Below are 18,119 nucleotides of genomic sequence, written 5' to 3'. Positions count from 1 at the left end.
TGGCCGAGCGGTCGCGCCAGGATTGAGCTCCCGCGACCGGCAGGACGACTCTAATTGAGACTCCTCAGGGGGCCTTGATACGGATCAAGGAGGCGCCGCATGCCGGGGCACCGGTGCTGGCACGGTTAGGGCAGTGAGACCCAGTGGTCGCCTTCTTTGTGATATTTGGTTTTGACCGCTGCCCAGGCGACGCGGTGGGCCATTCCCTCACGGCGGCGCGCATTGCACCGACCATAGCCGTCCCAGGCATGGTTGAAAGCCGCGCGATAGATTTCTTGCGCGTGATGAGGCAGCCTTGCACGTAATATCGGTGGCAGATCGTCGATTGTCGGATAGGGCATGGTTCATTCCTGTCAATCAGGAGAGCGCTTTACCGCCGCCGCGAAGCCTTGTAGGCAACAAGGACGGTGAGACACACTCCGAGCAGGAGGATCGCCAGCCATGCCAGCATTTTGAGATCATTGGTAAATTGGTCAACGAGGGCCTCGATCATATTGGCCTCCTGGCCTTGAGCGGCAGCTCTGTCGAACGCAGCATCCGGTTGACCTGGGTGCGCGAAGCCGCCCGTGTCGAGCCTATTGGCGATGATGCTACCTTGCTGGCGCAGGACTTTCCGCCAATGGACCCTGCGGGAACGTAGTAGTGGTGCGCGGCCACGCCAGCCTGAATATTCTCAACGGTCGTTGTCACGCCTCTCTCCCGACAGATCTTCTCTGCACTTTGGAGGCTGTCGGAAGGGATGGCGTTGATCCATCGCAAATGAATATCTCCATCCGCGCGGCCTTGGCATCCGCTTGCACTTGACCGAATTGTTCAAGGCTGTGCGGTGTGTCGCTCTCCGGGTCGTTCGGCTGTTCGCCTGGTCGGTACGAGATGGAGGACTCTCGCGAACAGATGGTCGTGCCCTTCGCTACGGCCGATGTGGATGACACTGCTCTGTTTCAGGTCTTCGTGGAGAATTTGCAGGAAGCGCCGATGTGTTTCTCCCGTCGCGGAGTCGAGCACCTCGTCCATGACGATCCAGGCCGGTCTGTGCAGAATGAGGCGCGCGAAGGCGAGTGCCTGCTGTTCGTCTTCATTGAGTTGGCGGTCCCAACGCCCTGGTTCGTCAAGCGCGATCGCGAGCCCTTTCAGACCGACCCTGTCGAGAGCCGTCTCATAGGACCTCGTTTCAAAAGATTGGGCCGCAACGGGGTAGGCGAGGGCTTCGCGCAAATTCCCGGGAGGCAGGTAGGGGGTACGAGGTATATACATGATCACCTCTCCCTTCGGCCGCACGATCCTGCCCGATCCCCATGACCAAAGTCCCGCCAGGGCGCGGAAGAGCAGGGTCTTGCCGCTGCGCCGCTCTCCGATAATCGCCACCTTCTCGCCGGCCTCGATGGTCGCGCTTTCCTCCCGCAGTTGCGTGCTTCCGTCGGGAACGAAGACGCAGAGGCGATCCAGGCGGTAATGTCCCGGTTCGCCTTCGGCCAATTGAATCCGGTCGACGCCCTCTCGCTCGGTGTCGTCTTGCGCTGCTGCCCGCCGAAAGGTTGAGACCCGCAGTAACGTCGCACGCCAATCCGCGATCACACTGAAATTGTCGACAAACCAGCGTAGCGAGGATTGGACCTGATTGAACGCGCCGACTGTCACCATCAGCCCACCAAATGACAGGGAGCCGGAAAAATACGCCGGTGCTGCCACCCCGACCGGGACTACCAGTGCAGTCCAGCCATAGCCGGCGGTGATCCAAGTGAGCCTCGTCTGGCTCCATGCCAATCTTCTCATGGCGGCTAGGACCTTGGCCAGATCGATCGTTATCCGGCGTTTCTCGTCGGGCTCGCCGTTCGCAAGGGTGATCGCATCGATGTGCTCGCTAACGCGCATCAGGCCATAGCGCAGATCCGCTTCTCGACTATAGCGTTCGGCATTCAGGCCGACCAGCGGCCGCCCCACCAGATAGCTTAGCATGGAGGCCGAGCCGGCATAGAAAACCGCGGCCCAAACGAGGTAGCCGGGCACAGTCAAGTTGGCCGTTCCCAGGTGGAAGACGAAGCCGCTGGACAACGCCCACAGGACGCCGACGAAGCTGAAAAGCAGCACCGATGCCTGCAGCAAGCCGATGCCCAGGTCCGTCGAGAGTTCCGTCAGGTGGCGCGCATCCTCATGCATGCGCTGGTCGGGGTTGATGCCGATTGGGCGCGTGGAGAGTCGAAAAGCACGTCCGGGGTTCAACCATTGCTCGACAAGGTCATGAACAAGGCCCTCGCGCAGTTTGATTTTTATCGATTGATTGAGCCAGGCTTGCGCGACGTTCATCACGAGAAGGGCGATAGCAATCTGCGCAAAGCGGAAAAGTTGATTTATGAATTCCTGCCAATCCTTTCGGGCCAGCGCATCATAGAAGGGCTGGTTCCACTCGTTGAGCTTGATCTGGCCATAGGCTGTCAGGGCGATGACCATCACAATCGCGAAAGTCAGTGCGGCAAAGTTTGTCCGGATCGGTGATACCCAGAATGCCCGCAGCATCACGCCAAGCTCGGGCATCAAGGCTGCCTGCGCGTCGTCGACAGGCTTGAGGGCGGCTTCACCGGTTGCGACGGCCATGGGTAACACCTCCAGGACAGCCAGGAAATCGTCCGTTCACATTGTGCTGATCATGGGAACACGATTTTGGCGGGGCGCCCCTTGATCTTGCTCAAGGAAGGTGGCTGTCGCGACGACCATGTTGCAAACTCTTCAGATAGCGGTTTTCCGTCTGGTGCTGTCTTCACTTCTGGGAAGTGCACCATGTCGAAGGCCATCACTCCGAGTGCTCTGCGCTGCCGGTAATGGGAGCGCAAGTATCTGGCTAACCACCTGAGCTTGTGCAGCGTTTCAATCAACAAAAGCAGGAATTCTTAGAGCGGAATGCAGTCGACTTGCCGCCCATGTCGTAATCCGTCGTGTGAAATCGCGGTTTCGAGCAGTGTAGCGTACAATGGCATACGCCTTGGTTGCGCGCCCCCCGCAACCAATTCTGTCATAAATCGCTAACCGTCCTGATCTGATCACCGGGGCGGTTTTTGCGTATAAGCGCACGATGCGAGCGAATTCTGTTAACCTAAGATACTGGAATTAGATCCCGTGCTGGAGATCGTTTCCGAAGAATGACGGCCATCATCATCCTCGACGATCAGCTATAAATACTCGCCATCTTCCAAAGCGGCCTGCTGGCCTTGCCTCTTTTCAGTTTGATCACGTCACCGATTTCAAGCCAAATAAGCCGATTTCCCTCCGAGATTGCCTCAAACGGATGATTTTAAACATCTTCGGCAATGGGCCTGCAACGTCCTCCTGAATGCCGACCCTGCTATCTATTGCCGCAACGGGCCTAGGTCCCGTGACGAGCGCCTTCCGCCTGTTATTGCCCTCGACTATGATCCCCCCATGATCGGAAACGGAAAAGAACAGCCTTCGCTGGACCTTACGCTGGATGGCATGGGTCCACCGCATCAGCAGATCGAGCGCGCCATCAGGGGCAAGATCCAGACCGGCGCATGGCCGCCCGGCTATCGGATTCCGCCGGAGGAGGAACTGGCGGTGTTCCTGGGTGTCTCCCGCGCGCCTTTGAACAAGGTCCTGAACAACCTCGCGAACGCGAAAGTCATCGTGCGCCGCCGACGGCACGGGACATTTGTCCGCGAGCGGTCGGACAATCACGCCGTTATCGGCATTATCGACATCCGCGACAAGATCGAGAGTACGGGCAAGACCTATAGTTTCAAGCTTCTCAAGCGAGACGTGGTCGATGCTGACGACGCCTATATCTGGCCGGACGTGGCGCGGAGCGAGCGCTTGCTGCGGCTGGAGCTGGTTCACAAGGCCAACGGTGTCAGCGAGGTCTATGAGGAGCGGCTGATTCGAATCTCGGTGATTCCGGAGGTCGAGTCCGAGGCGTTCGACAATGTCCTGCCGAATGAATGGCTGTTGGCCCGGCTGCCCTGCACGCGGCTCGTCAACACGATCCGCGCCGCGATGGCCGAGCGCCGGATCGTAAAGGCGCTTGGCCTGGCAGCCGATGAGCCGGTTCTGACCTCCGAGCGCAAGACCTGGGCGCACACGGAGGCGGTGACCTGGGTGAAGCTGTCCTTCCCCGGCCATCGCAACGAGTTCGTCGGCGAATTCAACCCGCTTGAACCCCTTTCGAAGCTCGGCTGACAGCATGCGGGAGTATGATTTCTCCCGCGGCCGCGGGGCCGACGCGAAAGCTTTGCGGGCTGGCTATTCATGATGAGCGGGAAACATGAGCGCCCAACGATGACGCAACTAGCGAGCGAGCTTCGCGGGAAGTTTTTTCGTGAAGCGCCTGACGATATTGCGCTGGTCGTGTCATCGGATACAGCCAACAAGGGCTATCTCTCCGGCTATGTCAGCATGGCTCATGACCTCGCGCCGTCTTATCGCTCGGCAGTTCTGGCTTCCCGCGACCGGGCCACGCTCGTCGTGAGCGCTGCCGATGCGGGCCCTGCCTTCGAATTCCTGGGAGAGACGGGCCTGATCCACCGCTATGGCGCGTTTTATTTCGAGGCGGCCGAGAATGGGCCGACGGATTTTCTCAGGCCCGCGGAAAGCGATTTCACGGCCGCCTTCAAGCAGGCGATGGGCGCTGTTGGTCCGAATGACGGTTTGATCGGTGTCGATCGCACGAATGACGATTTACTCTGGGACCTGTGCCGCGAGCTTCTGGGCGAAAGCCGCGTCGTCGACGTCACTCGCTATCTCGGCGCAGCACGCGCAACCAAGAGCCCTGGCGAAGTCGTGCGCCTGCGCGAAGCAACCAGACTTGCGGAGGATGGCTTTCGCAAGATCGTCGAGCATGCCCGTTCCGGAATGACGGAGATTGATCTCGCTGCCATGATCACAGAAGTGATGGTTGCTGGCGGCGGCGTCCCGCGTTTTGTCTCAGTGACCTCCGGACCTCGGTCGGCGCTGGCCGATACCTATTCGACGCGCAGGGTGATCGCGAAAGGCGAGACGATCAGGATCGATGCCGGCTGCACGGTGGAGGGCTACTGGTCCGACATGGCGCGGACGTTCGTTTTCGGCGAGCCCGACACACGACAGAAGAGGACTTACGCCGCCTTGCTGGCGGGCCTCGAAGAGCAGCTTGCCGCGGTTCGTCCCGGTGTGCCTGCAAATGTCCTGTTCGATATCGCGATGACCGCTGTCCGATCGAACGGGCTGCCGCATTACAAGCGACAACATTGCGGGCATGGCATCGGCTTGCGATCCTACGATTCTCCGACCGTGAACGCGACCGACACCACGGTGTTGCTTGAGGGGATGTGCCTCTGCCTGGAGACGCCTTACTACACGCTCGGCCTCGACGGGATGATGGTCGAGGACACGATCCGCGTCACGGCGGATGGCTATGAGCCCATCACGACCCTGTCGCGCGAACTCTTCGTTCTGTCCTAACGGCTATGGGCGCAGTCACGGCTCGCTGTCGGCGGCCAGCCCATAGAGCGCATCGCCGAGCGCCGTCAGCGTCGGGTGCCGCTGGTAGACCACGATCCCTGCCGTCTTGAATTGCAATTCGATGGGCTCTGCCAGGGGCTGGCCGAGTTGGTGAAGATAGCCGGCGGGCTGGCCTGCGTGCACACTCGCACCGACCTCCACGAGCGGTTCGAAGAGACCGTCGGAGCTGGCGTAGATCGCGGTCTCGGGTGGCAGGATCCTGAGCCTGCGCGTCGGCGCCGGAGCGGGAGCTGGAAGATCAGGAACGATGCCGAAGCGACGCAGGACACGCCGGATCCCCTCTTCCGCGAGTCTGACGCCTGCTTGCGACAGGCCTTGCCCGCCGCCCAGTTCCGTCGTCAGGGCCGCCAGCCCATGGGCGGCTGCCGAAGCATAGAGCGTGGTCGCGCCGCCTCCGCCGCGGCCATCGGTCAGGATGTTGTGCGGGGCAGCGAAACATTCGAGCAGATCGTGGATTCGCTGCTCCTGTTCGGGCGTCTGGCCGCGATGCGCGTAGGCGACCTGCAGGTAGTCCAGCGAACTGCCGCCCGAATGCAGGTCGAGGACGTAGTCAGTGAGGGGGAAGAGCACCTCCGTCACATATTGCGCGATCATCGCCGTGGGCCCGCCGGACGCGCTGCCGGGGAACAGACGGTTCAGGTTGCCGGCGTCGAGCGGAGAGTTCCTGCGCCCAGCGACAACGGCGGGGCGGTTCAGTTCCGGCAGGATGATGACGCGCCCCTTGACCTCGGTCTGGGTCAGGGCGCGAGCGATCCTGCGCAAGGCGATCTGTCCCTCATACTCATCGCCATGCGTGCCCGCTGTCAGCAGGGCCGTTGGGCCATCGCCACCGTTGAAGCAGATCATCGGAACCGGAATCCAGCCATAGGCGGAGGTGTCCGATGAGTAGGGAATGCGGGCATAGTCACTTTGCAGGCCGCGCTGTTCGAAATCGATGGTGCTCCAGACGGGGCTAGCCACGGCGGTCTCCTTCATAATGAGAGCTTGCTGCCGTCATCGGCGGCGTGCTCGAAATTCAGCGGTTGTCGGGATGGTGTTTGCGGCCAGCGCGGCGCCAAAGCAGACGATCGATGTGGCGATCAGCACGGTCGTCGTGCCGAGAATATTGGTGACCGGTGTGATGGCCGACAGACCGAGCGGAGCGAGGCCATAGGAAATGATGAAGTCGAGCGACGAGACGCGAGCCAGCTTGGCCCGCGCGACCTCGTCCTGGATGGCTGTGAACCAGACGATATTGAAGAGCTCCATTCCCAGCCCCGCCAGAAAATAGGCGGTGATCGGGATCCAGAATTGCACGGGCGCCAGGAGCCCGAGAGGCACAAGGCCATAAGTTCCCAGACCAAGAAGCGCCCACCAGCCGCGTTTGGCGGGCCGCCATCGCGACGCGGCGATCGCGCCCAGAAGAGCGCCAGACATGTAGGCGGTGACGCTGCCCGTGAGCAGGCTGGCGTCGCCATGGCTGTCGCGGCTGATCAGCGGCACCAGTACGGCCGTGACCGAATAGCCGGTCGCGATGACCGTCGACAGAGCCGCCAGCCCGGCAAAGAACCAGGGATGGCGCCGGGCTTCGCGGTAGCCGTCGAGCAGGTCGTGAAGGAAACGGCCAAGCAGCGAAACACGGCCCGTGTCCGCGACTGCATCGGCAACGGATTCGTGCGGCCAGGGAGGGGCCAACGCGCTGGCCATCCAGAGACTTGCGATGCCAAGGATTGCGGCGCCCGGGCCCCAGCTGGAAGCAATCAAGGTCGCCGTCGCCGGTCCGACAAGCACCGTTGCTCGCACGGAGAGGCTGAGCGCCGCGTTCGCAGGCTGAAGCGCGTCGCGCGATACGACGGATGGGACGATCGATTGATAGGCTGGCCTGCAGGCGCCTTGCCCCATTCCGGACAGGATGACGCCGAGAGCAGCGAGGGTGGAACGCAGGGGCAGATTTGCGAAGAGGCCGAGGAAGAGCAGCAGCGTCCCGCATGCAGCGGCCAGGCTGGCGATCAGGATGACGCGCCGGCTTCCGGCGCTATCCGCCATCACCCCGCCGACTGGAACGGCCGTCAGGAAGCCGGCGGATCGAAGCGCCAGGAAGATGCCCAGTTCGAGCGCGGTGAGGTCGCCATTGGAAACCATGAACCCCAGAACGAAGGGCAGCGCCCAGGTCGCGATGCCGGAGCCGGCGTTTCCGGCCCATAGCCGGAAAAACGGAATTGAACGGATTTTGGAGGATGTGATGGACATCGCTTTCGAGATACTCGTCAGCCTCGACGGCGGACGTTGTTAGCCAAGGGAAAGCACCTTCCCAGCTCCTCCAGGTTCGACGTCACCGTGCCATGCGCTGCACTTCGTCGAGGATGCGCACCCAGCTTCGAATGCCTTTGTGGAGACGCTCGGTGTCGTAGCGCTCGTCGGGGCCGTGGATCGCGTCGTCGGGCAAGATGAAGCCGATCGCGATGCAGTCGAGCCCGACCGTTTCCTTGAGCTGCTGGGCGAGCGGGATGGAGCCGCCGCTTCCCTTGAGAATGGTCGGCACACCCCATTCCTTCTCCAGTCCGCGAGCCGCCGCCTTCACGAAGGGATTGTCGCGCGGCATGGTCACGGCCGAGCTCCCGTTCGCCCCCTCGAACTCGGCCGAGCAGCCGTCGGGCAAGCGCGAGCGCACGAATTGGCGGAAGCATTCGCGGATCTTTTCGGGCTCCTGTCCTTCCACGAGCCGGAACGAGAGGCGCGCCGTCGCGTAGCCGGGAATGACAGAGCGCTCACCCGGTCCCTGATTGCCGCTGGTGATGCCGTTCATGTCGACGGTCGGACGGCCCCAGATCGCTTCGAGCGGCGAATAGCCCGTCTCAAGGACGCCTCCCCGCAGGTCGATCGTCTCCAAAGAATCGGCTTGCCGCGACAGCTCGGCCCATTGCTCACGCAAGCTGTCCGGGATCGGCCCTACGCCATCGTAGAATCCCTCGATCGCGATGCGGCCGTCTTCATCGTGGATGGCGGCGAGGATTCCGCTCAAGATCCGGATCGGATTGGCGGCGACCGCGCCGAAGGCGCCGGAATGAAGATCACCGTTCGGGGCGAACACCGTCACCTTCTCATGGACAAGGCCTTTGAGCTGGATGGTGAGAGCCGGCTGGTGCGGCAGCCACATGTCGCTGTCACAGATGAAGGCGATGTCGCAGGCGAGTTCCTCGCGGCAGGATTCGATGAAGGCGGGCAGATTCTGCGAGCCGGATTCCTCTTCGCCTTCCAGCAGCACGATGATCCTGGCTGGAAAGCCGCCGTGAACGGCCTTCCAGGCTCGAAGGCCCTCGATGAAGGTCCAGAGCTGGCTTTTGCTGTCGGAGGCGCCGCGGCCATAGAAGCGATGGCGCCCGTCTTCCTCGATAACCTGCGGCCCGAACGGCTCATGCTTCCAGTCCTCGGCCACGCCGACGGGCTGCACGTCATAATGGCCGTAGAAGAGCAGGCCTCTCCCATTAGTTTCTGCCGTTTCGCCGGTATGCGCCAGCACGAGCGGATGGCCTGGCGTTGTGACGATCCGTGCCTCAAAGCCGATTGCCGAGAGCTCGTCCTGCAGCCAACGGGCGGCCTGCTCGATGCCGTGCTTGCCGATCGGGTCGCTGGAGATCGACGGGATCGAGATCAGGTCGAGCAGTTTTTCGATCGCGACGGGCAGATTGCGGTCGACTTCCTTGAGCACGTCTTCGACGTCAGGCATTTTTCGCGTTCCTGTTTCCGTTTGATGCGGGATGGCTCATGCGCGCCGGGTGATGCCGGTCCTCGCGCGAGCGGCATCGCGCCTCGGCTAGATGACGAAGCCGAATTCCGTTTTCAGATAGCCGCGCATGGAGGCGAGATCGGGCGTCGTGGCCGTCGCCGCCCTCGGTTCGGCGGGTTCCTTCAGCCCGGTCGAACAGCCGATCACGACGACGGGTCCATCGGCATCGAAAGCTTCGATGTCATCCAGCGCCGCGAAGGCCGCGCTCGACGAAATCTCCTGCCAGAGGCCCTGCCGGGCGAGGACGGCGTTGGCGGCTCGCGCCCGGTCGTCGGACACCAGCAGCGCGAGGCCATTGCTTTCCCGGAGCGCGACGACGGCGCGATAGCCGTTGACGGTGACCGCGGTGCCTGACTGGACCGTCGGACCTGCTGCGACCGTCGTGGCTGGAAGACCGGCTTTGATGGCGTGATGGAGTGGGCCGCGCGTGGCGGGCTCCACCGAGACGAGCCGGGGGATTTGGTCGATCCGCCCCAGCAGCCTCGCCTCGTGAAAGCCCTTGTAGATGCCATAGAGCATCTCGCCATAGCCGGTCGGCACGACCACCGCGGCGGGCGCCGCGCCGTCGAGATCGGCAAGGATCTCGTACGCCATGGTCTTGTAGCCTTCCGGCCCCCAGGGGTGGCCGGTATGGACCGGAGTGAGATTGCTGACCGGATAGGTTCCGGGAATCTCCTTGAGGGCGCGCATGGCGGGCCAACGCGCGTCGGCCGGCAGGTAGACCGGATAGGCGCCATAGCCGAGGATCATGTCGCGAACGGCCGGGCTGACCTCAGGCATGGTCAGGACGAGGCAGTTCAGCCCGGCGCGGCTCGCCATCGCCGCCGCGGAGACGCCGTGGTTGCCCGAGGAGGCGACGATGATCGTGGACGCCCCCTCATACAGGGCCGCGCTGATCGTGAAGGTGTTGAGCCGGTCCTTGTGACTCCAGGTCGGATTGCGGCTTTCGTCCTTCACGAACACCCGCCGGTGGCGGAAGCGCGGAGGCGCTACGTCGGAGACGTCGACCAAGGGCGTGCCACCGACGGGCATACTCGCGCGCGGGTGGCGCGGAGGAAGGATCGCCTGCCAATCCTGCCAACGCGTTCCGCGGGCGAAAGAAACATTGCCGGCCGACGCGTAGTCGTAGGCGACCTCGAGCGGAAACTGGATGGTTTCGTTCGAGGTCTTCGGGCAGCCTGAGAGCTGCGCCGGCAGAAGCGGATAGGTGGGGTTTCCGGGGCCAAGTGATCGCTGGGCCGTCGCCAGCGATGGCGTCTGGATATCGAAAGTCATGATTGCGTTGTCTTCCAACTCTGTGGGCTCGTTCGCTCCAGGTTGGCCTGGACGCTCCCTCGCATGTTGAAGTTCGGACACACCTGCAGTGCGTGCGGCGTGTCGCGGTCGGATAATCGGAGCGGCTGGCCGCGCTAATGCAGAACCTGCTCGAGGAACCGCTTTGTCCGGGCTTCCCGCGGGTTCTCGAAGAAGATGGTGGGCGGCGCTTCTTCGACGATCCGGCCCTGATCCATGAAGATGACGCGGTCGGCGATCCGGCGCGCGAAGCCCATCTCGTGCGTCACGCAGATGATGGTCATGCCGTCATGCGCTAGGTCGGCCATCGTATCGAGCACCTCCTTGACCATCTCAGGGTCAAGCGAGGAGGTCGGCTCGTCGAACAACATGACACTGGGGCGCAGACAAAGAGAGCGCGCAATGGCGACACGTTGCTGCTGCCCGCCAGAGAGTTGGCCCGGGAATTTTCCGGCCTGCTCTGGAATCCTCACTCTTTCCAAATAGCGGCGGGCGATCTGTTCGGCTTCCGGGCGCGGCACCTTGTGCACCCATGTCAGCGCCAAGGTGCAGTTCTGCAGTACTGTCAGATGCGGGAACAGGTTGAACTGCTGGAACACCATGCCGACGTTCTTGCGGACCGCATCGAGCACCTGCGATTTTTGCGTGAGCTCGATGCCGTTCACGGTGATCTTGCCGTTCTGAAACGCTTCCAGTCCGTTGATGCAGCGGATCATCGTCGACTTTCCGGAGCCGGAAGGACCGCAGACGACGATGCGCTCGCCCTGTTTCACGCTCAGATCAATGTCGTTCAGAACCTGGAAATCCCCGAACCATTTGCTCATCTTCTCGATCTCGACAGATCGCGCGACCGGGCTGTCGGGCATGGCTGAGTCCTTCTCAAATGAATGATTGTCTGGCGCCGTCATCACAGCGCCTCCGCACGGGCGCCCGAGACCGAGATCAGCGAGAAGATCCTGCTGAGGACGAGGCGCGTGGTGATGGTGATGCAAAGGTAGATTGCGCCGGCGGCGAGCAGCGGCTGATAGACATCGAGCGTCCGCGACCTGATCTCGTTGGCGAAGCCCATCACGTCCATGACGGTGACCGTGAAGGCCAGGGCCGTGGTCTTGCAGAGCAGGATGACTTCGGTCGTGTAGGCGGCGAAGCCGTTCCGGATCATCGCCGGGAAGATCGCTACCCTGAAGGTCTGAAAACCATTCAACCCGAGCGAGCGCGCGGCTTCGATCTGCTCCTTGGGCGTCTGCAAATAGGCGCCGCGCATGATCTCGGACGTGAAGGCCATCTCCACGATGGCCAGGCAGATGATCGTGCACCAGAACGGGCTGGAGAACACCGACCACAGAAAGGTCTCGCGGACGATCGGGAGCAGCGGCAGACCGTAATAGATGACGTAGAGCACCAGCAGCATCGGCACGCCGCGGATGCAGAACATCAGGTTCCAGACACTCTTCGAGACGAGGCCGGGAAAGCGGATCTGGACGAACGCCATCGCCGCCGCGAGAACAAATCCGATCACGAGGGAAATGAGAAACAGGCTCAGGGTCGTGGACAGGCCGCCGAGGATCTCCCGGCCATAGGCGATCACGAGTTCCATCAGATCGCTCCCATTGATCGGCGAGAGCGACCTTCGAGATGGGAGAACACTCTGGAGGACGCGACAGCGAAGGCGATGAAGATTGCGATCGCGATGCCGTAGAAGGTGAACGGTGCGCCGGTCGAACGCGCGCCGAGTGAGGCGATACGGACGATATCGGGAATGCCGATGATGCTGAGTAGCGCGGTTTCCTTCATGCTGATCAGCCAAAGCGATCCGAGATGCGGCAGCACCTTTCTATAGATCTGAGGCAGGATGATCAGCGCGAGCGACTGAAAGCGGGTGAACCCGAGCGCGGGGCCGGCCTCATGCTGTCCGGTCGAAATGTCGGCCCAGCCGGCCTTGAACAATTCGGTGGCATAGGCGCCAAGTACGATCGATGTCGAAAGCACTGCCGGAACGACCGGGCTCACGCTGGCGTCGGGCGTTCCCGTCAGAAATTGCAGCAAGGACTGGATCAGGCTGTCGGCGGTATAGAAAATCAACAGAAGCAGAAGAATGCCGGGCAGACTCCTGAACAGATATGTGTAGAATTTGATGATCGCAGCGGCGAACGTGATGCGCGACGTCGCCAGGAGTGTTGCACTAATCCCGATGATTATGCTGAAAACAAAACTGATCACTGCGATGGAAAAGCTCATTCCAAACGCGTTGATGAACTGATGTCCCCATCCTTGCTCAAGGTAACTCAACATTCCCTTCACCTGTTATTGATCGGTCAAGAAGCCGATTTCCGTTTTCCGTTCAGAAGCGGAGGTGAGCGAAACGAAAACGCTCGTCTTACTCGGCATCGACCCGTCAGGGCGCCGCGCCGAGGGGCTCGAGGGCCGGCGCTGTGACGCCGCGCGGTCGTCCCGACGCAGCTGAAGCAACGCTGAGAAAGGGGCATAGAGCCAGGCCGAAGCCCTGATCCAAGCCGCATTCGACAAGCGCGCCGACCCTTGTGATGCTTCGCCGGCGGCTCGATGACGTCCGAGCTTTCCGAAACCGGAGATCAGCGGTCGTGCCTGGGTCTCATTTGATTGTCGGACCCCATTTCTTCTGAAGCTCCGCCCAGGTGCCGTTGGCCCGCAATGTCTTCAGGGCAGCGTTGAATTCGTCCCGGAGTGCGGTGTCTTCCGGGCGGAAGGCGATTCCGATCCCTTCGGAGACCTGAACTCCCTCTCCGATCGTGACGAGCTTTGGGGCGTCGCCTTCTTTCGTGAACTTCTCTTCCAGCCCCAGGACGATATCGATACGGCCAGCCTTGAGATCGGAGATGAGTGCATCGATCGAGGGATAGCGCCTGATCTGGGCACCCGGATATGTCTTCTCGAGATAGGCGGCGTTGGTGGTTCCCTGCTGCACACCGATGACCTTGGTGGCCATCGTTTGCGGCGTTATGGCGAACTCCTTGCCTGCGACGACGCCGAATTCTGAATAGGTGATGCCATAGGGGTCACTGAAGATGACCCGCTTCTTGCGCTCTTCGGTGATTCCCATGGCACCGAGGATCACGTCGAACTTCTTCGAGAGAAGGGCGGGAATGATGCCGCTCCACTCATTCGTGACGAAGGTGCAGTGAGCGTGGATCAGTTGGCAAATGGCGTTGCCGATATCGACGTCGAAGCCCTGAACTGTGCCGTCGGCGGTGGTCATGTTGTACGGCGGAAAGCCGCCTTCGTTTGCGATGACGAGATTGCGTGACGATTGAGCCTGCGCAGTCGATAGCGACGCAATGAAGGCCATAGCCATGAGGGCTTTGATGAATTGAAGTGCCATAGTGTTCCCCTGCTTCATTTGTAATTACAAATGAAGCTAACGAGGATGCGGCATTTGTCAACTGTGTGTTTGAGTGTTGATCCTCGCCGGGATCGATATCCCGAACTATCAGGCGAGGGACGAGAACGTGAGCTTTGGCCGTAGGCATCCCGACAGGGAGGCCGGCGTTTGATCTGTCACTCGCGGGGGCCGCTGCAGGCGGCGCCCGCGAAAATTGGAACGGTGACATTCCCAAATTCCAGTCAAAGGCGGAACGGGGCGTCTTGGGGGCGATCGGTTGATCAAAATCGTAATGTCATATAAGCAACATTTCTTTCTCAAAGAATGCCTTCCGTCGGGCAAATGAGATTTGAAATCGGAGAATTTTTCACTGATTTTCTTCATTTTTAGTGATCTTTTCTGGCTTTCTTGCATTCCTGGTGGCCAGTCCCGACCACTGACGATACCTACCAAATTGTAATAAAGGTGACATTTGCGTGTGCCACCACGAACAATGTGGGCGGCAAAATGTTGCTTTGATCAAGCTGGATGCTCCGAGCAGATCCGGTCATGGCCGCCCCGCATGATTGTTTGAATGGGGGTAGTCCAATGGCTATTGGGAATGGTCGTCGCACATGTCGGCTCAGGCTTTTCGGCATTGGTGCGCATTTGCTGTGCGGGGTAGCGCTGTGCGCCTTGGCGTCCACGCCGAGCTTGGCCCAGGATGACGGCACGCTGCGGATCATGACGCTGAACATCTGGAATCAGTTCAAGCAGAATCCGGAAGTCGTGGCCGACTTCATGACCAAGGCTAATTTCGACATCCTTGGCATGCAGGAGGTCAACGGCAGCCGATACGTTTCCGATATTCCTGGCTTCCTCGAAGAGGCCGGTCTGGGAACCTATGGCAAGGTCCAGATCGGGGATGTCGGCATCATATCTCGGCTGCCGGGAAGCTTTGGCACCTATGTCCTGCCGGGCATTTCCACGCAAGGCCGCAATATCAGCTACACGGTGACCGGTCAGCAGGGCGGGCGGCCGGCGACGTTGGTCGGTACCGTCCATCTCGACTATAGCGACGGCTCGCAGGGACGCGTCAAGGAAGCCCAAGCTCTCAATGACTGGGCGAAGACCTCTACGCGCCCGGTCATCCTCCTGGGCGATTTCAATGCGGGCGACGTCGCCGAACGCGGGCTGCACAGCGCCACGCAACAGTCCTATCTGTTTGCCGGATATGTCGTCGGCTCCTATGGCGACAATGCGCTCTACAGAAAGCTGAGGGACGAGTATCTGGGCGCCGACCAACTGGCCAAGGCCCAGGATTATTTCGACGACATGCGCTCCGGCGGCAAGGGTAAGGAAAAATATCGCAGCGTCATCCAGGCCTATTTCGACGCCAACAGGAGCAAATATCCCGGCATCACCAGCATCAGCCAGATGAGCTGGCGGCAATGGGAGGAAATCATCGCGCTCGACGCGCAGGCCAAGGGCATCACCTTCAAGGACGAGACCTATCCGGTCGCCGACAATCAACCGGTGACGATGAACGTCCTCAAGAAGCAATATATGCTTCTTCAAACGGAAGCCGAGCGCGAGCGATTCAAGCCGCATGATTTCAACGACGGCAGTTCGACCTGGCCCTCGGCCGGGGAGGACGATACCAACACCTGGCAGAGCTGGGATCGCACCAAGATCGACCACTTCCTGGCCTCGCGCCCCTTCGGTAAATGGTATGTGCTCGCCGACGACCCGAACGATCCCTATTCCGGTGTCATCAAGGACGTGTATGTAACCAAGCCCGATGGCACGAAAGCACCGATATCCGATCATGAGCCGGTAGCCCATGAGATCAAGTGGATCGGCCCGGCGCTTCAGACCTATAGCGAATCTGCCGGTGGCATGCAGTCCGATAAGACACGTCTGGTTTGGGGCGAGGAGGCCAATACCTTCGACAAGGACGGCAAGGCGTTCTTCCTCACTCGCAACAATATGCGCAACGACGTCTATCTCGGCCAGATCTCCGATGCGAGCGGCAACCCCATTCTCACCGGCCTGACTCTGGAGGAGAAGAAGACCCTGCTCGACTGCACGAGCAAGGATCCGCGCTTCCAGCAGGCGATCCGCGATTATTGCATCGACGACCACTCCTTCATCGGCGAGACGCTGGTCAAGGACAAGGGCGTGCTGATCGTCGATGAGGACGCGGCGCTCGGCACCTCGCAGGCCAGGCTCCGGCTTGCCGATGGCACGCTGCGCATCATCGGCAACGACATGCATGGTCTCGACCGGGCCCTGGTGCTGGAGGGCGCGGGCGGCACACTCGATGTCTCCAGTGCGGGCAATGCCGTGACGCTGGGCCAGACGATCACGGGCGAGGGCGGCCTCACCAAGCTGGGGGCGGGTGGACTTCGCCTCACCGGCACGGGAACCTATGCAGGGCCGACCCTCGTGAAGCAGGGCACGCTGGTGGTCGATGGCTCGCTGACCTCGTCTGTGACCATTGACAAGGGCGCGGTACTCGGCGGCAGCGGCGCGATCGGCGGCATCGACGCCAAGTCTGGCAGCCTGGTCACCCCGACCGGGGCTGGCGTACTGACGGTGAAGGGCGATGCCCGCTTCGGCCAGGGCAGCTATTACCAGGTGGATGTCGGCGCCGGCGACAAGGCGGACCGGATCGCGGTGACCGGCAAGGCGACCCTGGACGGCGGCACCGTGCTGATCGGCACCCAGGGCGGCAACAGCCTGTTGAGCAAGGAGCAACTGCTCACGCTCTACGGCAAGGAATACACCATCCTGACCGCCGAGGGCGGCGTCAGCGGGCGTTTCGAAGGCGCTCTGCCCGATTATGCCTTCCTCGGGGCACGCTTCGGCTATGATCCCACCCAGGTGACGATGACCATCGGTCGCAATGGCCGTAGCTTCGCGAGCGTCGGGCAGACGGCCAATCAGCGGGCCGCCGCTGCCGGCTTGGAAGCGCTGGGAAGGGGGAATGCCCTCTTCGATGACTTCCTGGTGGCCAATGCCGGTGCCGATCTGGCCGGTCATCTGGCTTCGTTGTCGGGCGAGGTCAATGTTTCCGCACGGACCGCTCTGATCGAAGGCGGCAGCCAGCTCGGCGCCATGGCAACCGATCGCTTGCGTTCGGCTTTCGAGACGACGGCGGCAGCGGGCTTGCCGACGACGGGGAGCGGCGCGGCTTCCGCCATGCCCATGCAATTTGCCTCGCTCGGCAATCCGACTGCGCCAGCGGCCTCGTCTTCACCGGCAGCGCTTGCTGCGGCGGACGGGCTTTCCGTCTGGGGGCAGGGTTTCGGTTCCTGGGGGCGTACCGGCAGCACCGGCAACGCGGCCGGCATGACACGCAACAGCGGCGGTTTCCTGTTCGGCGCCGATGCGCCCCTATCGCTCGGCGAGACGGATGTGCGGCTCGGTGCACTTGCCGGCTATAGCCGCACCAGCTTCAGCACCCGGGGACTGGGCAGCGGCGATAGCGACAACTACCATCTCGGCCTCTATGCCGGCACGATGGTAGGGCAGCTCGCCTTGCGTGCCGGCGCCTTCTACACTTGGCACGACATCGCCACCAGCCGCGTGGCGGCGGGGCAGGGCATCAGCGCCGACTACCAGGCCGGCACGGCGCAGGTCTTCGGGGAGGCCGGCTATAATCTGCGCTTCGGCACGCTCGGCCTCGAGCCCTTCGCCAATCTCGCTTTCCTCGATCTGCGCACCGATGGCTTCCATGAGCGCGGCGGCAATGCGGCGCTTGCGGCCTCGTCCTCCACGACGGACGTGACCTTCAGCACGCTGGGGCTGCGGGCCTCCACCGACTTCGAACTCGCCAGCCTGAGGGCACGCCTCAACGCCACGCTCGGTTGGCGCCACGCCTTCGGCGATACTACGCCGCATGGAACGTTCGCATTCGACGGCGGCACGCCGTTCGGCGTGGAGGGCGTTCCGATCGCCGAAGATGCGCTGGTCGCCAAGGCCGGGCTCGATCTTGCCCTTAGCCAGTCGGCGACGCTGAGCGTGGCCTATGGCGGCCAGTTCGCCCGCCGCGGCAGTTTCGACCAGAACGTATCGGGCAAATTCAGTCTGCGGTTCTGATTACATCGCAAGAAAAAGGGCCGCCTTGCTGGCGGCCCTCAGACCGCTGACAAACCCCGCCATTTTTGGCGGGGTTATTTTATGTGCCTGCTGCAAAGGTTTGAGTTATCGACT

General features: G+C 61.7%; 14 protein-coding genes. 3 read left to right on the top strand and 11 right to left on the bottom strand.

Annotated elements, in window-relative coordinates; translation table 11 throughout:
- Positions 1-125: 125 nt before the first annotated feature.
- The 3 genes from ABXS05_RS33825 to ABXS05_RS33815 all read right to left on the bottom strand — a co-directional run bounded on the left by ABXS05_RS33825 (position 126) and on the right by ABXS05_RS33815 (position 2,592).
- Positions 126-341, bottom strand: coding sequence for a ChaB family protein (locus tag ABXS05_RS33825; RefSeq protein WP_311939351.1), 216 nt, complete (start codon positions 339-341; stop codon positions 126-128).
- Between the two features lie 29 nt (positions 342-370).
- Positions 371-493 (bottom strand): hypothetical protein, encoded by a 123-nt coding sequence (locus tag ABXS05_RS33820; RefSeq protein WP_367626946.1) that lies wholly within the window; start codon positions 491-493, stop codon positions 371-373.
- A gap of 320 nt (positions 494-813) precedes the next feature.
- Complete coding sequence (locus tag ABXS05_RS33815) at positions 814-2,592, bottom strand: ABC transporter ATP-binding protein/permease (RefSeq protein ID WP_367626945.1); 1,779 nt, start codon at positions 2,590-2,592, stop codon at positions 814-816.
- Between the two features lie 822 nt (positions 2,593-3,414).
- Here ABXS05_RS33815 and ABXS05_RS33810 point away from each other — a divergent pair.
- Positions 3,415-4,185 carry a GntR family transcriptional regulator gene (locus ABXS05_RS33810; RefSeq protein ID WP_367626944.1) on the top strand — a complete coding sequence of 257 codons (771 nt, stop codon included), beginning with the start codon at positions 3,415-3,417 and terminating at the stop codon, positions 4,183-4,185.
- A 99-nt stretch (positions 4,186-4,284) separates the two neighbouring features.
- Positions 4,285-5,445: a M24 family metallopeptidase gene (locus tag ABXS05_RS33805; protein WP_367626943.1), complete on the top strand. Its 1,161-nt coding sequence runs from the start codon at positions 4,285-4,287 to the stop codon at positions 5,443-5,445.
- Between the two features lie 15 nt (positions 5,446-5,460).
- Here ABXS05_RS33805 and ABXS05_RS33800 read toward each other — a convergent pair whose 3' ends face one another.
- The 8 genes from ABXS05_RS33800 to ABXS05_RS33765 all read right to left on the bottom strand — a co-directional run bounded on the left by ABXS05_RS33800 (position 5,461) and on the right by ABXS05_RS33765 (position 13,922).
- A complete protein-coding gene (locus ABXS05_RS33800; protein ID WP_367626942.1) occupies positions 5,461-6,465 on the bottom strand; it encodes a succinylglutamate desuccinylase/aspartoacylase family protein in 1,005 nt (334 codons plus the stop codon).
- A 33-nt stretch (positions 6,466-6,498) separates the two neighbouring features.
- Entirely contained in the window at positions 6,499-7,734 is a 1,236-nt protein-coding gene (locus ABXS05_RS33795; protein WP_367626941.1) for an MFS transporter, read from the bottom strand.
- Positions 7,735-7,816: 82 nt separating this feature from the next.
- A complete protein-coding gene (locus ABXS05_RS33790; RefSeq protein ID WP_367626940.1) occupies positions 7,817-9,211 on the bottom strand; it encodes a M20/M25/M40 family metallo-hydrolase in 1,395 nt (464 codons plus the stop codon).
- A gap of 87 nt (positions 9,212-9,298) precedes the next feature.
- Positions 9,299-10,546, bottom strand: a complete 1,248-nt coding sequence (locus ABXS05_RS33785; RefSeq protein ID WP_367626939.1) for a threonine synthase — start codon at positions 10,544-10,546, stop codon at positions 9,299-9,301.
- Between the two features lie 134 nt (positions 10,547-10,680).
- Positions 10,681-11,430, bottom strand: a complete 750-nt coding sequence (locus ABXS05_RS33780; protein ID WP_367626938.1) for an amino acid ABC transporter ATP-binding protein — start codon at positions 11,428-11,430, stop codon at positions 10,681-10,683.
- 41 nt (positions 11,431-11,471) lie between these two features.
- A complete protein-coding gene (locus ABXS05_RS33775; protein ID WP_367626937.1) occupies positions 11,472-12,161 on the bottom strand; it encodes an ABC transporter permease subunit in 690 nt (229 codons plus the stop codon).
- Positions 12,161-12,856, bottom strand: coding sequence for an ABC transporter permease subunit (locus tag ABXS05_RS33770; RefSeq protein ID WP_367626936.1), 696 nt, complete (start codon positions 12,854-12,856; stop codon positions 12,161-12,163). Before ABXS05_RS33770 ends, ABXS05_RS33775 begins: the two co-directional genes overlap by 1 nt.
- A 319-nt stretch (positions 12,857-13,175) precedes the next feature.
- A complete protein-coding gene (locus ABXS05_RS33765; protein ID WP_367626935.1) occupies positions 13,176-13,922 on the bottom strand; it encodes a transporter substrate-binding domain-containing protein in 747 nt (248 codons plus the stop codon).
- A 693-nt stretch (positions 13,923-14,615) separates the two neighbouring features.
- Between ABXS05_RS33765 and ABXS05_RS33760 the strand changes: the two genes are divergently transcribed.
- The gene (locus ABXS05_RS33760) at positions 14,616-18,005 is read left to right on the top strand and encodes an autotransporter domain-containing protein (RefSeq protein WP_367626934.1); all 3,390 of its coding nucleotides are present in this window, start codon (positions 14,616-14,618) and stop codon (positions 18,003-18,005) included.
- Positions 18,006-18,119: the final 114 nt, after the last annotated feature.

Origin of the sequence: Labrys neptuniae (assembly GCF_040797145.1) — a bacterium.
GTDB lineage: Bacteria > Pseudomonadota > Alphaproteobacteria > Rhizobiales > Labraceae > Labrys > Labrys neptuniae.
The sequence above is the reverse complement of the archived record's forward strand: the minus strand, read 5'-3'. Positions and strand labels throughout refer to the sequence as shown.

Excerpts from the sequence above, each read along its gene's own strand:
- ABXS05_RS33825 (WP_311939351.1), bottom strand. The coding sequence starts at position 341 with ATGCCCTATCCGACAATCGACGATCTGCCACCGATATTACGTGCAAGG.
- ABXS05_RS33820 (WP_367626946.1), bottom strand. The coding sequence starts at position 493 with ATGATCGAGGCCCTCGTTGACCAATTTACCAATGATCTCAAAATGCTG.
- ABXS05_RS33815 (WP_367626945.1), bottom strand. The coding sequence starts at position 2,592 with ATGGCCGTCGCAACCGGTGAAGCCGCCCTCAAGCCTGTCGACGACGCG.
- ABXS05_RS33810 (WP_367626944.1), top strand. The coding sequence starts at position 3,415 with ATGATCGGAAACGGAAAAGAACAGCCTTCGCTGGACCTTACGCTGGAT.
- ABXS05_RS33805 (WP_367626943.1), top strand. The coding sequence starts at position 4,285 with ATGACGCAACTAGCGAGCGAGCTTCGCGGGAAGTTTTTTCGTGAAGCG.
- ABXS05_RS33795 (WP_367626941.1), bottom strand. The coding sequence starts at position 7,734 with ATGTCCATCACATCCTCCAAAATCCGTTCAATTCCGTTTTTCCGGCTA.
- ABXS05_RS33790 (WP_367626940.1), bottom strand. The coding sequence starts at position 9,211 with ATGCCTGACGTCGAAGACGTGCTCAAGGAAGTCGACCGCAATCTGCCC.
- ABXS05_RS33785 (WP_367626939.1), bottom strand. The coding sequence starts at position 10,546 with ATGACTTTCGATATCCAGACGCCATCGCTGGCGACGGCCCAGCGATCA.
- ABXS05_RS33780 (WP_367626938.1), bottom strand. The coding sequence starts at position 11,430 with ATGCCCGACAGCCCGGTCGCGCGATCTGTCGAGATCGAGAAGATGAGC.
- ABXS05_RS33775 (WP_367626937.1), bottom strand. The coding sequence starts at position 12,161 with ATGGAACTCGTGATCGCCTATGGCCGGGAGATCCTCGGCGGCCTGTCC.
- ABXS05_RS33770 (WP_367626936.1), bottom strand. The coding sequence starts at position 12,856 with ATGTTGAGTTACCTTGAGCAAGGATGGGGACATCAGTTCATCAACGCG.
- ABXS05_RS33765 (WP_367626935.1), bottom strand. The coding sequence starts at position 13,922 with ATGGCACTTCAATTCATCAAAGCCCTCATGGCTATGGCCTTCATTGCG.